13 protein-coding genes are annotated in these 15,450 nt (G+C 71.4%); 2 read left to right on the top strand and 11 right to left on the bottom strand.

What is annotated here, in order from left to right; all coding sequences use genetic code 11:
- Positions 1–140 precede the first annotated feature (140 nt).
- From ACIRSS_RS38715 to ACIRSS_RS38670, 10 genes are all read right to left on the bottom strand, one after another.
- A complete protein-coding gene (locus tag ACIRSS_RS38715) occupies positions 141–938 on the bottom strand; it encodes a TIGR03084 family metal-binding protein (RefSeq protein WP_400904128.1) in 798 nt (265 codons plus the stop codon).
- Between the two features lie 193 nt (positions 939–1,131).
- Positions 1,132–2,190 (bottom strand): carboxymuconolactone decarboxylase family protein, encoded by a 1,059-nt coding sequence (locus tag ACIRSS_RS38710; protein WP_400904126.1) that lies wholly within the window; start codon positions 2,188–2,190, stop codon positions 1,132–1,134.
- A 71-nt stretch (positions 2,191–2,261) separates the two neighbouring features.
- Positions 2,262–3,914, bottom strand: coding sequence for a GMC family oxidoreductase N-terminal domain-containing protein (locus ACIRSS_RS38705; protein ID WP_400904124.1), 1,653 nt, complete (start codon positions 3,912–3,914; stop codon positions 2,262–2,264).
- Positions 3,911–4,480 carry a DUF5987 family protein gene (locus ACIRSS_RS38700; RefSeq protein WP_400904123.1) on the bottom strand — a complete coding sequence of 190 codons (570 nt, stop codon included), beginning with the start codon at positions 4,478–4,480 and terminating at the stop codon, positions 3,911–3,913. Before ACIRSS_RS38700 ends, ACIRSS_RS38705 begins: the two co-directional genes overlap by 4 nt.
- A gap of 59 nt (positions 4,481–4,539) precedes the next feature.
- On the bottom strand, positions 4,540–5,916 hold the full coding sequence (locus ACIRSS_RS38695; protein WP_400904121.1) for a cytochrome P450: 1,377 nt from the start codon (positions 5,914–5,916) through the stop codon (positions 4,540–4,542).
- Positions 5,913–6,917 (bottom strand): enediyne biosynthesis protein, encoded by a 1,005-nt coding sequence (locus ACIRSS_RS38690; RefSeq protein ID WP_400904119.1) that lies wholly within the window; start codon positions 6,915–6,917, stop codon positions 5,913–5,915. Before ACIRSS_RS38690 ends, ACIRSS_RS38695 begins: the two co-directional genes overlap by 4 nt.
- Before the next feature lies 1 nt (position 6,918).
- Positions 6,919–8,892 carry an FG-GAP repeat domain-containing protein gene (locus ACIRSS_RS38685; RefSeq protein ID WP_400904117.1) on the bottom strand — a complete coding sequence of 658 codons (1,974 nt, stop codon included), beginning with the start codon at positions 8,890–8,892 and terminating at the stop codon, positions 6,919–6,921.
- Positions 8,889–9,872, bottom strand: coding sequence for a DUF1702 family protein (locus ACIRSS_RS38680; protein WP_400904115.1), 984 nt, complete (start codon positions 9,870–9,872; stop codon positions 8,889–8,891). Before ACIRSS_RS38680 ends, ACIRSS_RS38685 begins: the two co-directional genes overlap by 4 nt.
- A gap of 95 nt (positions 9,873–9,967) precedes the next feature.
- Positions 9,968–10,963: a DUF1702 family protein gene (locus ACIRSS_RS38675; protein WP_400904113.1), complete on the bottom strand. Its 996-nt coding sequence runs from the start codon at positions 10,961–10,963 to the stop codon at positions 9,968–9,970.
- 30 nt (positions 10,964–10,993) lie between these two features.
- Positions 10,994–11,899: a helix-turn-helix transcriptional regulator gene (locus tag ACIRSS_RS38670; protein ID WP_400904111.1), complete on the bottom strand. Its 906-nt coding sequence runs from the start codon at positions 11,897–11,899 to the stop codon at positions 10,994–10,996.
- Between the two features lie 486 nt (positions 11,900–12,385).
- Here ACIRSS_RS38670 and ACIRSS_RS38665 point away from each other — a divergent pair, with 486 nt between their 5' ends.
- On the top strand, positions 12,386–13,192 hold the full coding sequence (locus ACIRSS_RS38665) for a BTAD domain-containing putative transcriptional regulator (protein WP_400904109.1): 807 nt from the start codon (positions 12,386–12,388) through the stop codon (positions 13,190–13,192).
- Positions 13,193–13,255: 63 nt separating this feature from the next.
- On the top strand, positions 13,256–13,954 hold the full coding sequence (locus tag ACIRSS_RS38660; RefSeq protein ID WP_400904107.1) for a winged helix-turn-helix transcriptional regulator: 699 nt from the start codon (positions 13,256–13,258) through the stop codon (positions 13,952–13,954).
- A 245-nt stretch (positions 13,955–14,199) separates the two neighbouring features.
- Here the strand turns inward: ACIRSS_RS38660 and ACIRSS_RS38655 are convergent, their stop codons facing one another.
- On the bottom strand, positions 14,200–15,450 hold the full coding sequence (locus tag ACIRSS_RS38655; RefSeq protein ID WP_400904106.1) for an RNA polymerase sigma factor: 1,251 nt from the start codon (positions 15,448–15,450) through the stop codon (positions 14,200–14,202).

Below are 15,450 nucleotides of genomic sequence, written 5' to 3'. Positions count from 1 at the left end.
GCGCCGCCCGGTTCGCCCGGCCCGCCGGGCCGCCGGGGTCCAGCATCTCCCGGGCGGTGCGGACCGTCTTCTTTCTCCCTGCCCCCGGCCCGCACATCAGCACGCTGGGACAACGATCCTCATCGTCTAAAGTGGACTGGTCAGGCGTTGAACTGCCCCGGGCGGCGGCCTTGGCCGGCCGGCCCGCGGTAGGCCTGGGCGATGTCGAGCCACTGGTCCGCCAGCGTGCCCTTCGCCCGGATGTCGAGGTCGTAGCGGTGCCGCCGCCGGGTGACGAGCAGGCAGAAGTCCTCGGCGCTGCCGCTCACCCGCTGGGCCGCGTCGGCGGGGCCGAACGTCCAGAGGGCGCCCGAGGGCGCGGTGAGCTCGTACCGGAACTCCTCCGCGGGCGGCGTCAGGTTCCGCGCCTCGTAGCCGAAGTCCCGGACCCGCACCGCGAACCCGACCAGGTGCTTGATGCGGTCGGTGCGCTGGAGGCGCACGCCGAGCGCGTCGGCGACGTCCTGGCCGTGGCCGAACAGCTCCATCATCCCGGCGCACGCCAGCACGTACGGCGGCAGCGGGTTCACCAGCCACGGCACCAGCTGGTCGCCGGGCACCGCGGCGAGGGCCTTGATGCCCGCGTCGCGCTCGGCGCGCCAGCGGGTCAGCAGCACCTCGGCCGGGTCGTGGATGAACTCCTGCAGCGCGCCTTCGACGGCGTTCTCGAAACCGATGGACGCAACCGCCTTGGTCATCTGGACGAAGGCTTCCGGCTGCGCGGCCGAGAGGCCGGCGATCCGGAAGATGAACGCGAGGTGCGCGATCTGGTGCTTGACCGCCCAGCCCGGCGCCGGGGTCGGGGTGTCCCACCCCGCGTCGGGCAGGCCGGCGACGAGCGCGTCCACCTCGGCGGCCTCGGCGGTCAGGTCGGCGATCACGCCCGTGGTGTCAGTCACCTGTCTGTCCTCTCACCGGTGCGACGTCTTGTCGTGGGACGGCGGCCGCCGCGGAGGTGGCGGGGTAAGGGGAGCCACCGTCGCGGCGACCGCCGTCCGGCAGACCGGGACCGGCCGGGGTGGCGTCACGGACCGGAATGTTCGTTGTGTCCCGGTGCTGCGCGCCCCGGCGGGCGATCTGACCTTTCGATCATCACCCGCGCCGACCTGCGGAGTCTTCTCTTCGCGGGCGGTGCGGCAGCCGCTCACCGGCCGCCACGGCCGCCGTGAGAGCCGCCCACGACACCAGCTCCACCAGGGCCCGATCGTCCGTCCTTTCCGGACGGACGCCGGCCTCGGCCTGGTACGCCGCCTTGGCGGTGAAGAGCGCGAGCCGGCCCGCCGCGCGTTCGTGGTCGGGCAGTTCGGCCAGCACCGGCTCGGCCCACGCACGGCTGAGCCCGGGCGGTTTCCCGTCCCACGCCTTGACTTCCCGGCGGACGAGCTCCCGCACGCGCGCCGGCACCGAGCGTTCCCCGGCGGCTTCGATCGCCGCCGTGGCGCGCTTGAAGGCGTCGGCCAGGGTACCGCCCGGTGGCGCCCAGCCCGGGCCGTCGACGGCGGCCGCGGGCAGCAGGCCCAGCGCCTCCCCGGCGGGTGGCGCGGTGCCCGGCTTGAGCAGGTATCCCAGTACTGCCTTGGCTTTCGCCCGCGCCTGGGGAGGTACGGCGTCCGGCAGCGGCGACGGGCCGAGGAACACGCTCACCATCCGGTTGAGGTAGTGGAACGCGACGGCCACGGCGGTGAACTCGGCGGCGGTGTCGGCGGGGACGTCGGCGGGCAGCCGGCCCTCGCCCCGCGCCCACGCGGCCAGTGCGCGCGTGTCGCGGTCCGGAATGGCCCCGGTGTCACCGGCTTCGATGGCCGCGGCGGCGTCGGGCTCGCCCAGCGAACCGAGCGCCATGCCGTGCACCTCGACGCAGTAGGGGCAGGAGTTCGCGGCCGACACGGCGGCCGCGACGACCTCCTTGTCCGCCCGGCTCGCGGTCCCGGCCGCGACGAGCGACTCCCGCAGCACCAGCCACGCGGCGGCGAGCACGTCCGGCGCGGGCGAGTGCAACGCGATCGGCGGGGCGAGCATCCCGAAGTCCCGTTCGACCTGCCGGTAGACGTCCCGCACGAGCCCCCGCGCCCGCCGCGGCCGCACGGCCTCGACGTGCTTCACGTCCCGCAGCGTCCGCCGCAGGGCGAACCGCACCAGTCCGGGCGCCATGGTTCCTCCTCGAGAATGGGCGAACTCGCGCTCCCAGGAACCCAGGAGCGCGAGTTCGAAGTACCCGTGCATCAGCTGCCGGCGACCAGGTCCAGTTTGGACACCGCCCGCCGGCCCGTGATCGAGCCATCGGGCGACGGCGCCCCGTACTTGACGGCGACGCCGCGCGACTGCAGCTCGCGGACGATGCCCGGGATCGACCGCTCGGCCAGCGCCGCGATCGTCATCGCCGGGTTCACCGTCAGCGCGCCCGGCACCGAGGCGCTGTCGGTGACGAAGATGCCCGGGTGGTTGCGCAGCTCGTGGTTCGGGTGCAGCGCGGACGTCGCCGCGTCGTCGCCGATCCGGCACGACGCCAGCGGGTGCACCGTGTACGCCCCGACCACGTCGTTCGTCCACGGGGCCACGCGAGCCAGACCGTCCTTCTCGATGATCGCCTTGCAGTCCGCGTCCGCGAGCGCCCAGCCGCGGCGCGTGTTCGGCGTCGGGTCGTAGCGCAGCGCGCCGCGGCCGAGCATCTGCTGCGAGATGCGGTACGCGTTCCCCGTGGGCGGCGGGGTGCCGAAGACGCCCTCGTTGTCGTCTTCGGTCATCAGGAAGATCGTCAGCCAGTTGGCCCACTGGTTGAGGATCTCCTTCTTCTGCGCCCCGTACCAGCGCGGCTCGTCGCCGCCCGGCACCTGGGCGAGAATCGTCCCCAACCCCGGAGGAAAGTACAGCTGCTCCAGCGAGTACCGCTCGTACTCCGGCAGCGACCCGTCGAGCTTGTCCCAGTTCGCGACGGTCGGGCCCTTGCCGATGTGGTTGGCCGAGTACACCGGACCGTCCTCACGGGACAGTCCGAGCACCTCGCGGACGCGGTCCTCGTCGATGATCGCGGTGTTGAGCCGCTCGCCGTTGCCGGAGAAGTACCGGCCGACGCCGTGCGGCATGGTGCCGAGCGCGGCCTCCGAACGCTGGAGGATCACCGGCGTCGCGCCGGCGCCGGCGGCGATGATGACGACCTTCGCCTCGATGACGCCGGTGCCGGTGTGGATCCGGTAGTCCTCTTCGTCGATCAGGTCGAAGTGGACGCGGTAGCCGCCGTCCTCGGTCCGCTCGAGGCGCTGGACCTCGTGCAGCGGCCGGATTTCCGCACCGTGCGCCAAGGCCGCGGGCAGGTAGTTCGTCAGCATCGACCGCTTGGCGTCGAACTTGCAGCCGGCCATCATGAAGTTGCAGTTGACGCAGGTGTCGTTGTCCACGGCGACCGGCGCCGGGTTCGCCGTGCGCCCCGAGTGGTGGCACGCCGCCGCCCACAGGCCACCGGCGTAGGAGACGTCACTCCAGTCCTGTTTGGACACCGGGATCGACTCGTCGACGCGGTCGTACCACGGCTCCAGCGTGTCGCGGGAGATGACCGAAGGCCACATCCGGCGCCCGATGCTGCCGTGGCGCTCGAACACGAAGCGGGGCGCCCGCGGCATCGCGGCGAAGTACACCACGCTGCCGCCGCCGACGCAGTTGCCGCCCAGCACGCTCATCCCGTCGCCGACGACGAAGTCGAACGCGCGGGTGTAGGACGAGCCGAGCAGGTAGTCGTGCTCGAAGTCGGCCGCGGCGAGCCACGGCCCACGCTCGAGGACGGTGACCTTCGCCCCGCCCGCGGCGAGGTGGTAGGCCGGGATGGACCCGCCGAAGCCGCTGCCGACGATGACGACGTCGGTCTGGTCGATCGCGCTCATGCGGGGCTCCCGGAAGGCGTCGTGTCGGGGTGGAGCTCGGCCAGCTTGCGGCCGTAGCCGAACTTCGGGAACCGCCAGAAGCCGTCGGCGTCCGGGGCCTTGTACCCCAGCGCCAGCAGGCCGGGGTGCCCGTCGCGGATGGCGTCGGCGGTGTGCAGGTGCGGGGCGCTGTCGTAGGCCATGTTGCAGAACAGCGCGAGGCTGACCCAGCCGTCCTTCTCCGGGTGCCCGGGCGTGGTCAGCCGGCGCACCAGCTCGCGGCGGTGCTCGTACGGCAGCGCGACGAACGGCGGGACGTCGTGGTCGAGCTCCAGCGCCACCTCGCCCGCGTAGGACTTCGCGTGGTCGTTGAGCGACTGCGCGAGGTAGGGCAGGCCGGCCGTGACGCCGGTCGCTTCGAAGTTCAGCAGCTCGAGCGCGCCCGCCTCCACCGAGCCGGGCCCGGGCGCGGCCCCGGCGATCGCCCGGTCCTCCGGGTACCGCTTCTCCCCCGGCACGATCGTGTCCGCGTAGGCCTCGAGGGTCATGTTCTTGACGCGTTCTTCTTCGGTGGCCTCGGGTTGCACCGGCCTACCTCCTCATCGAATGTCCACAATAGAGCTCGGGCGGCTCGCCGCCGCAGACTTCAGGCTGCTGCCGACCGCCGCGTCCGGTCCCGGCGCCGCACGGTCATCGGCAGCCCGCCGCGCACCCGCAGCGAAAGCATCGCCTCGGGCTCGACGACCTTCCCCGCCACCTTGCGCAGTTCCAGGTCCCGGGCGGCCATCGCGAGCACGAACACCGCCTCCATCACCCCGAGGCTGTTGCCGATGCAGAACCGCGGCCCGGCCCCGAAAGGCAGGTAGGCGTACCGCGGTGGCCGTTCCGCGGCGGTGAACCGGCCCGGGTCGAAGCGCTCCGCGTCGGTCCAGAAGTCCGGGTGCCGGTGCAGCGTGTAGGGCACCACGACGACGTCGGAGCCTGCCGGCACGTGGTACCCGCCGATCTCGTCGTCGGCCTGGGCGATCCGCGGCAGCAGCCACACCGGCGGGTACAGCCGCATGACCTCCTCGACGACCGCGACGGTGAACGTCAGCCGCCGCAGGTCCTCGTGCTCGGGCAGCCGGTCGCCGAGCACCTCGACGGCTTCGGCGTGCAGCCGCTCGCCGACCTCGGGGTGCTCGTCGATCAGGTGGAACGCCCAGCCGAGCGTGCTCGCCGTGGTCTCGTGGCCGGCCAGCAGCAGGGTGATCAGTTCGTCACGCATGCGCTCGCGCGACGCACCCTGCTCGGACCCGGACGCGATCAGCCGGGACAGCACGTCTTCGCCGTTTTCGACCGGGTTCGCCAGCCGCTGCTCGACGAGCTCATCGGCGATCCGGCGCAGGTCGTGGCGGGCGGTCCGGAAGTGCAGCTGCTTCTTCAGCGGCACCCACTGCGGGACCATGCTCAGCGTGACCGCCTCGAACATGGCCTGGTCCTGCACGGCCTCGAACGAGTGGCCGAGCGTCTCGTACCCGCCCAGCTCGGCGTCGAGCAGCGTCTTGCCGAGCACGCCGAGCGTCAGCCCGGTCATCTCGTGCAGGATCTCGACCGGCCCCTCGTGCGTGGCCAGCCGCTTGACCAGCGCGTCCACTTCGGACGCGACGACCGCGGCCTGCCGCGAGATCCGCTTGGGCTGGAACACCGGCTGGATGGTCCGGCGCTGCTTCTTCCACGTCTCGCCGTCGCTGGTGAGCAGGCCGTCGCCGAGGGCCCGGCGGGCCTCCTGCAGGCCGATGCCCTTGTGGTAGTTCGCGGCGTTGTCGGCGAGGACGTGCTTGGCCAGGTCCGGGTGGTTCACCAGGTACATCGCCTTGGGTCCGATGGCGATGCGGACGACGTCGCCGTAGGCCTCGGCGTTGTCGCCCATGAGCGCGAGCCGGTCGGTGAAGAGCTGCTTCAGCAACCGGAACGTCGCCCGGCGCGGCGGCCCGGGCGGCGCGGTGCGCGCCGCCCGGGCCTCGTCCGAAGGACCGGTCATGCCGCGATGGCCCCGGGCTTCTCGTCGCCGGCCGGCGACGCCGAGGCGAGCTCCAGCTTCGCCTTCTGCGCGGCCTGCTCGGCCTCGAACTTGATCCGCGCCTTGTTCGAGAAGTGCAGGCCCCACAGGAACATGCCGCGGATCAGGCAGACGGTCGCGGTGGCCAGGAACAGCCCGTAGGCCACGTGCACGGCGGTGAAGAAGCCGTACGTGAGCGCCACCCCGGCCCCGAAGGCGAACTGCGAGCCCCTCTTCGACGGCGACGTGCCCGGGTCGGTCACCATGTAGTTGGTGTAGAGCACGAACGCGACGCCGGTGCCCATCGCCAGCGCGCCGGGGATCGACGTGCCGAAGAGCCAGCCGCGGACGAAGGCCTGGACGACGAAGAAGCTCAGCCAGCCCGCGATGAGGAACATCCGGTTGGTCAGCAGCGCGTTGAGCACCGTGCCCGACACGAGGATGATGCCGACGATCAGCCAGCCGCCCCAGGTGGGGATCTGCTCGGTGAAGTGGTACGGCGGCGCGATGCTGGCCCACGGGAACACGAGCAGGATGATCGTGATGCCGAAGTTCGACGGGTTCATGTAGTGCCGCATGCGGCCGTACACCGGCGCCTGCAGGATCCACTTGGTACCGACCGCGACGGCGACCCCGAACATCATCACGAAGATCTGGTCGTTGACGTAGGTCAGCATGTTGAGGGCGAGGCCGGTGATGTGCGCCGGCAGCAGGAACTCCATGAGGCCCTTGAACCCGTTGCCCCGGAACCGGACGTCCCGGTGGGTGACGCGGGCGTTGATGATCTCGAGGAGGATCTCGGTGGTGTACGCGGTCGCCAGCGCGACGAACGGGTACAGCCACGGCTGCTCGAAGCCGAGCACGGTGTAGCCGATGATGTTGAAGATCGTGATCGAGATCGCGAAGCGCCGCAGCGCGGTGATGACCTTGTTGGTCCGCTTCGGTGGCGCGGTGTCCACCTTGGTCAGAGTCGGGCTGGCCATGTCACATCGCTTCCTTCGCCGTGGAGCCGAGCTGGTACATGTGGCAACCGGGTTGCAGCTTCAGGTCCTGCGTCCGCAGCTGCCCGGTCCGGTCCCGCCACTGCAGGTGCACGTCGAGCGGGCCGCTGACGTTCTGGCCGAGGCCGATCTGGACGTCGAAGCTGCGCCGGCCGGCCTCGCCGCTGCTGCCGTCGACCCGGCCGAGGTACTTCTTGCCGTCCGAGGTCGTCACGGTGACCTCGGCGCCGATCGCCGGGTTGCCCGCCGCGGGCAGCGGACCGGGCGCCACCGGGGCGTCGGTGGTCAGCCTCAGCTGCAGGTACTTGCCGGGGTTCGGGCTGTCGTTGTGGTAGAAGATCGGCTCTTCCCACTGCCGCGCGACCGCGAACTCGGGCAGGCCGTCGCCGTCGGTGTCACCGACCGCGATACCGCGGGTGGGCACCGGCACCGCGAGCCCCAGCTTCGGCGCGAGGTCGGTGTAGCGGCCGTCCGAGCTCTTCACGAAGAAGTGCAGGGTCTGGTCACCACCGATGTCGTCCCCGGCGCGGGCGTTCGGCCACCAGAACGGGTTGGACAGCAGGCCGTCGTGGGCCGTGGCGATCTCCTGCAGGTTCGGCCAGCGGTTGACCTGGCCCTTGACGAACCCGGTCGCCTGCGCGATCTGGTTCTCCCCGCTGTTGTTGAAGTCCTGGATCTTGACGTCCCAGCCCCAGCCGGACCACGCCGTGCCCTTCTCGGCGCTGTCGTCGTGGAACGGCGCGACACCGTTCTGGAACTGCTTGGTGAGGTCCGCGTTGTCCTTGGCCTCGTTCATGAACTGGAAGTTCGACTCCTCGATGCCCCACGACGTCGTGATGTTGCTGACGAACAGGTCGTAGAGGCCGTCGTGGTTCAGGTCGCCGAAGTCGACGCCCATCCCCTTGAAGGAGTCGTGGCCCAGCACCTTCGACTTCGGGTCGGCGATCCCGCGGACCCCGGTGACCTCGGCGAGCTCGACGTGGCCCGGCGTGGACTTGTTGTACAGGAGGTGGTCGTGCCCGAAGTCGTTGGCGATGTAGAGCTCCGGCAGGCCGTCGCCGTTGACGTCGGTCGCGCTCGAGGCCAGCGTCCAGCCCAGCCGCGCGGATTCGGGGATGCCCTGCGACGCGTCCACGAAACTCGCGCTCGGGTTCGCCCCGGCCGTGGCCCCGGTCCAGCGGAAGATGTACTTGCCCCCCGAGTTCGTCGCGTGCGACATCGACTGGTTCAGCGTGATGCCGCCGTCGGCGGTCGGGTCCAGGACCTTGCTGTCCGGGAAGTAGTTGCCGACGAAGACGTCGACGTGCCCGTCGCCGTCGAAGTCGCCGATGGTGACGGAGTCGGTGTTCCACAGTGGACCGCTGTACTTGCCGTCCGGGCCGCGGTGGTTGCCCGGCACCAGCTCGGTCGGCTGGAACGCGGACGCGTCGAACTTGGTCGCGTTCGCCTTCTGCAGGAACAGGACCGGGCTCCGGCCCCAGTAGTAGACGAGCACGTCGGTGCGGCCGTCTTCGTTGTAGTCACCGGGGACGCAGCCCATCGGCGCCATGTAGTCCCACGTCGGCAGGGTGGGCGAGGGGTCGAGCGCGAAGGGCGCGTAGCGCGGGCCGGAGTCCGGCGCCGGCGTGATGACGACCTGGTCGCTGCGCGGGTCGACGAGACAGAGGTCGTTCGGCTTGCCGCTGCCGCTGATGTCGTTGATCGCGATCGCGGCGCCGACCGAGGAGATCCAAGCCGCGATCTTCTCGTACTCCTTGTTCACCGTCCGGATCGACTGCGACTTCTTGGCCGCCGGCAGCGCGATCGTCATCGGGGTGAAGTGGAACTTGGCCGCCATCGAGTCTTGCTCGGCGGCGGAAACGCTGGGCAGCCGGGCGACCAGGAACAGGCCGAGGATCAGCACCAGCGCCACGATGCCCGCCAGCTGCTTGCGCAGCCAGCCGAAGGTCGCGGTCATTTCTTCTTCCCTCCGTGGGTCAGCACTTCTTCGGCGATCCGCTGCCGCCAGGTTTCGAACGCCGGGACGTCGTCACCGTCGACGACCACGGCCGGCCGGACCTCTTGGGTGATGGCCGCGACGCGCTCGGCGGACAACCCGCAGATCGCCTGGGCCGCCATCTCGGTCTCCGGGATGAGCAGGCCGGAGCGCACCCGGCACTCGGCGGCGAAAGCGCTCCCCTGGGCCAGCTGCCCGTGGTGGATCCCGGCCCGGTCGACCAGTTCCGCCAGTTCGTCCGCCGTGACGCCGCACGCGTAGGTCGAGGCGAGCCCGATCCCGGCGTACAGGTCGCCGTGGCGCGACTCGGGGAACTCCTCGACCGTCTTGGCCACCAGTTCGACGTCGGTGCCGCAGATGAACCACAGCGCCCGGCCGATGCCCTGGTCGATGGCGCGCAGCGCGTAACCGTCGTAACGCCGGTCCGGCCACGAGAAGCCCGGCTCCTGGTACTGGTTCCGGATGTACTTGTCGGTCTTGAAGTAGGCCTGGTGGAAGCCGTAGCCGTCGAGCACCAGCCAGCGCAGCAGCGGGTCGAACGCCGAAGCCTTCGGCCACGCGAACCGCGGGAGCCGGCACATCGCCCAGCCGACGCCGACGTAGATGATGTAGTCGTGCTTCTCGCCCGGGCCGGCCAGGAACTCGGCGATGTTCGTGCTCTTGCCGAACGGCAGCCCGTCCAGCACGCCGTACCCCATTCCCGCGCCCTCGTAGGCGAATCCGCGGAACTGCGGGGGGATGCGCTCGAGCCATTCCTCGGCCTGCTCGACCGACTTCGCTTCGACGGCGTGCGCGTACCCGAGGAGGAACTTCTCCCCGACGGTCTCGAGCCTTTCCTGTGCGGCTGGGCTCTTCCGGTGGAAGCCCCGCTTCTCCAGCAAGGTCTCCGAGACGTTCGGTGTCAGGATGCGGCGCCTGAGCGTACGCCAACCATTGCCCAACGCACTCTCCCCCTTAGGGTCGACTGGGATGTTCCCTCTACGGTCACAGATTCGCTGGTCAGCGCTCTACTCCGCGCTTGCCGGCGATCACGGGTTCACGCGGTGCGCCGCCGCACGGCCGGGTCGAACTCCGCCCGGATCCGCTGCCGCCACAGCTCGTACGGCGGCACCGGGCCGTCGTCGCCGTCGGCCTGTTCGGTGCGGTCGGCGAGGTTCTGCGCGCCCTGCACGGAAAGATCGGTGAGCACGCCGGCGGCGAGGTGGGTGTGGGCGGGCACGTACGAGGAGTACGTCCGCGCCTTGACCGCGAACACCACGCCGAGCGCGAGCTCGTCGTAGTGCTCCCCGGACGCCCGGCGCAGCCGGCCCAGCCCGCCCTGGTCGCTGCCGCCGGCGAACGTCGCGGCGAGCCCCACCCCGCTCCACAGGTCCGCCCGGCGGTGCTCGGCGAACCGCCCGACCGCCGCGGCGACGGCGTCCGGGTTGCCGCCGTTGATGAACCACAGCGCGCGGCCGACCCCCTGGTCGAACGCCCGGCCGAAGTACTCCGGCCGGCCCGCCCACGGGTAGGGCACCGGCTCGGCCTGCTCGTCGACCCACTTCTTCGTGTCGAAGTAGGCGCGGTCGAAGCCGTAGCCGTCGACGGCCAGCCAGCTCATCACCGGGTGGTGGGCGACCCCGGTCAGCTCGGGCAGGATGTTCTTCCACAGTGGACGCGGCAGCCGCGCCATCGCGAAGCCGATCCCGATGTAGGTCAGGAAGATGTGCGGGCGCCCGGGTCCTTCCAGGAGCTCGCGGGTGCGGTCGCGGCCGCCGCCCGGCATGGCGTCGAGGATCGTGTAGCCCATCGTCGCGCCCTCGTAGGCGAACCCGCGCTGCTCGGGCTCGATCAGCGCGAGCCGGCGTTCGATCTCCCAGAGGGAAGCACCTTCGATGGCCCACTCGAACCCGCACACGACCGCCTGCGGCACCGCCTCCAGCCGGGCCGTCGCGTCCGTGTGGGTCACCGGGAAGCCGCGTTCGGCGAACCCGACGGAGGCGAGCGACGGAGCGAGGAACCGCTTGCGGAGCACTCCGATAACGGTGGACATGCTGTTGTCGTCCTTTGGTCGGCGGGAAGATCAGGCGACGGCGCGCAGGTGCGGCCGCTGGGCGGCGAGCATGCGCTGGGTGAACGGCGACTGCTTCGACGCCAGCGTGATCGCGATCGGCGCGTCGGTCGCGGCCGGTGCGCGCAGGCCCACCCGCGCGGTGGACTGGCCGTAGGGCGCCACGGTCACGCCCTGGTAGCCGATCGAGAAGCGCGGACCGCCCGCGCCCGCCTGGTGCTGCGCGACCGCGATCGCCGTCCACCGCCCGGCGGGCACGCCGTGGATGGTCAGCTCACCGGAGCTCATGTTGGCCATGCCGCCGAAGGCGACCGGCCCGCACTGCGGCACCGGGTCGGCGAAGAGCCCGACGAGGGTGTCCGCGGGCGCCGAGCCGCGCGGCATGTCCAGCCGCATCGACAGCACCCCGGTGCCGGTCTGCAGCGAGGCGCAGCTGCGCCCGGCCGCGCGCAGCGTGCGCAGCGGCGGGAGCCGCTGGAACGTCGGGGAGATCGCCACGAGCAGCTCGGCGACCTGCGGCTCGCGGTACTGCGTCGGCGTCATCCCGACCGCGCGCGAGAACCGGCTGGTGAACGTGCCGACGCTGCTGTAGCCGACGCTGCACACGATGTCGGAGACGTTCAGCGACGTCGTCAGCAGCAGCCGCTTCGCCTCGAACAGGCGCACGGCGGTGAGGAACCGGCCGGGCGTGACCCCGGTGGCGTCGGCGAACATCCGGGAGAAGTGGAACCGGCTGACGAACACCTCCGACGCAAGCTCCGCGAGCGTGATCGGCTCGAAGTACCGCTCCTGGATCGACGAGATCGCCTGCAGCACGGCGGGCCGGACCGACTTCTCGACCCGCTCGAGGGCGGGCACCCGGGGCGGTTCGTCGAACTCGCTGTCGTGTCCGACAGCCGCAATAGACCGCAACATCATCCGTCCAACCTCGAATTCCCCTGATGGCAGTTCTCCTGGTGTCAGGGAAGACGCCGGGCCTTGCAGGACGATCGACGAGCGATGGAGGGGTCCCGGGCGAAACGCACCCGGTCGGGCGAACCCCGCGCGGCCACGGGTGATCCACACCGGACAGTCCGTGCGGAACGCACGGCGCCGGCGTGCGCGGCGCCCGCCCGGATGATCCGCGGCGGCCCCGCCGCACCCGCGCCTGGTCCGTTCCAGCGACGCCGCCGGGCGCGGAGCCGCAGGTTGGGCCGGATGGCGGACCATGCGGAACGCACGTCGCGAACCTGCGGAACCCACGGGGCCACGGGGCAAACGCACGTTGACTCTGGTGGGTGACTCACTGGTCGACGGAAGGACGCTCTGTCACATTCGGATAGAAGCCCGGAGTCGGCCGTCCCCCGACCCCGCGCGGCTCGACTGGGGAGCGCGAGGACGCATTGATGACGCTGGAGGCCTGCCATGTACTCCGAACTGCCGCCAACGGAAGCACCCGACGACGGTGGCGTGACGTTCACCGTTCTGGGCCCGCTGGAAGTGCTGCGCTCCGGCGTCGACTACGCGCCGACCACGCCGAAGGTCCTGCAGCTGCTCGCCGTACTGGTGATGCGCCCGGGGAAGATGGTACACATCGACACCCTCATCCGGGAGCTGTGGTCGGACAACCCGCCCCGGACGGTGCGGACGACGCTGCACACCTACGTCTACCACCTGCGCCGGTGCATCGACCAGAACCGGCTGGCGGCCGACGGTGAGAAGATGCTGGCCACCAAGCAGTCCGGCTACACCTTCTACATCGATCCGTCCCAAGTGGACACCTACCGGTTCGTCCGGCTGCAGCAGCGCGGCCACGAGCACCAGGACGCCGGCGACCACGCCGCGGCCGCCGACGCCTACCGCGCGGCGCTCGACCTGTGGTCCGGGCCGCCGCTGGCGAACGTCCACTGTGGACCGATCCTGTCGGCGTACCGCACCGAGCTGCTGGAGCAGCGCCGCAGCGTGCTGCACCTGCGGATCGAAGCCGAGATCACCAGCGGCAAGCACCGCGAGCTGATCGGCGAGCTGCGCTCGCTGGCCACCGGCAGCCCGCTCGACGAAGCCCTGCACGGCCAGCTGATGCGCGTGCTCGGCCGCAGCGGGCGGCGCTCCGACGCGATGGCCGTCTACCGCAGGCTGCGGTCGCGGCTGGCCGGCGAGCTGGGCGTCGAACCGTGCGACGACCTCCAGGTGCTGCACCGCGAGCTGATCTCCGAAGGCGACCACCGCTGATCCACGCTTCCCCGGCTCCGGCCGATCACCCCGCTCCGCCCGAGAAAGAAGTGAGGAAGTTCGATGCCCGCTCCCACCACCCGCGCCTACGGCCAGTTCTGCGGCCTCGCCCGCGCTCTCGAGATCATCGGCGAACGCTGGTCGCTGCTGATCGTCCGTGACCTGGTGCTCGGTCCGAAGCGCTACGACGAGCTGCAGGCCGGCCTGCCCAAGATCCCGCCGTCGATCCTGTCGGCCCGGCTCAACGAGCTCGAGGCGACCGGCGTGCTGCGCCGCCGCGTCCGCGCCGAGCTCGACGCGGGCCTGGTCTACGAGCTGACCCAGTACGGCAGCGAGCTCGACAGCATCCTCCTCGACCTCGGCCTGTGGGGCGCGCGGTCGCTCAACCAGCCGGGCCCGGACGACGTGTTCACGCTGGACTCGGCGATCCTGTCGCTGTACACGACGTTCCGCGCCGACGTGGCCGAGGGCGTCCAGATCACGTACGAAATCCGCTACGACGACCGCATGATCGTCCACGCGCTGGTCGAGGACGGCGCGGTCAAGGTGGGCGAAGGCCGCTTCGCGGGCGCGGACCTGGTGGTCAAGGCCACGAGCGGCGCGGCGATGCTGGACTTGATGAGCGGTCACGTGACGGCGGCGGAAGCGGTCCGCACGGGCAAGCTGTCGATCGAGGGCGACGTGGCCGACCTCGAGCTGCTGGCCCGCCTGTTCCACGTCCCGGCGGCCCCGGAGCCCCCGTCGGGCATCGTGGTCCGCTGAGTGTTCGGCGGGCCCGCCCGGCTCGGCCCCGGGCGGGCCCCGCTCAGTTCTGCGCGGGATCCGCGGGAGCGATCCGCCCGGCCCGCTTCATCAAATACCGCCGCTCAGGCAGGCTCGCCGTCCGCTGCGCAAGTGCGCGCGAACCACATCGCCTCGGACCGGAGCCGGGCCGCGCTCACTTCCGCGCGTGCGCTATCCGCAGCGGCCTCCGGCCTCCCGCTCCCGCCGACCTCGGTCGGTCCCAGTCAGTTCTGCGCGGGATCCGCCGGCGCGATCCGCCCGGCCCGCTTCATCAAGTACCGCCGCTCAGGCAAACTCGCCGTCCGCTGCGCCGCCTTCAAGTAGTGCTCACGCGCGCCCGGCAAATCGCCCGCCAGCTCCAGCAAGTGCGCGCGAACCGCGTCCAGCCGGCGGCCCACATCGAGCTTCGCGTCGACCGTGTCCAGCAGCTCGAGCCCGCGCGCCGGGCCGGAGGCCTGGGCCACCGCCACCGCCTGGTTGATCGTCACCACCGGGCTCGGCATCAGCGCCTGCAGCACGTGGTACAGCTCGACGATCTGCGGCCAGTCCGTCTCCTCCGTGCTCGGCGCGGTGGCGTGCAGCGCCGCGATCGCCGCCTGGACCTGGTACGGCCCGAGCGCCGCGTGGCCGATCGTCGCGTCCACCAGCGCTTCGCCCTCGGCGATCAGCGCCGCGTCCCAGCGGCCGCGGTCCTGGTCCTGCAGCGGCACCAGCTCGCCGTTCGGGCCCGTGCGCGCCTCGCGCCGCGCGTCGGTCAGGAGCATCAGCGCGAGCAGGCCCGCGACCTCGCCCTCGCCCGGGGTCAGCGCGTGCACCGCGCGCGTCAGCCGGATCGCCTCCGCCGCCAGCTCCGCGCGCACGAGGTTCTCCCCCGACGTCGCCGTGTACCCCTCGTTGAAGATCAGGTACAGCACCTGCAGGACGACGCGCAGCCGGTCGCCGAAGTCGTCCGGCGACGGCTCGTTGAACGTCGACCCCGCCGCGGCGATGCTCTCCTTGGCGCGGGTGATGCGCCGGGTCATCGTCGCCTCGGGCACCAGGAACGCGCTCGCGATCTGCGCCGTGGTGAGGCCGCCGACCGCGCGCAGCGTCAGCGCGACCTGCGAAGGCGGCGACACGGCGGGGTGGCAGCACAGGAACAGCAGCTTCAGCGTGTCGTCCTCGCCGGCGGGCTGCTCCTCGCCCGGCCCGGCGACGACGGTCACCGGCTCCCGCACGGCGACCGACTCCTCGCGCCGCCGCCGCGCGCTCTCGCTGCGCCAGTGGTCGGTGAGCCGCCGGGTGGCGACCGTGACCAGCCAGCTGCGCGGGTTGTCCGGGACGCCCTCCGCGGGCCACTGCTCGCTCGCCGCCAGCAGGGCCTCCTGGACGGCGTCCTCGCACGCGTCGAACTGGCCGTACCGGCGCACCAGCACGCCCAGCACCTGCGGCACCAGCGGGCGCAGGACCTCGGCGACCGGGGCGGGCGCGGTCAC

The organism is Amycolatopsis sp. NPDC101161, assembly GCF_044768185.1.
Classification (GTDB): Bacteria; Actinomycetota; Actinomycetes; order Mycobacteriales; family Pseudonocardiaceae; genus Amycolatopsis.
Note: the sequence above shows the minus strand (reverse complement) of the source record. Positions and strands in the feature narration are given on the sequence as shown.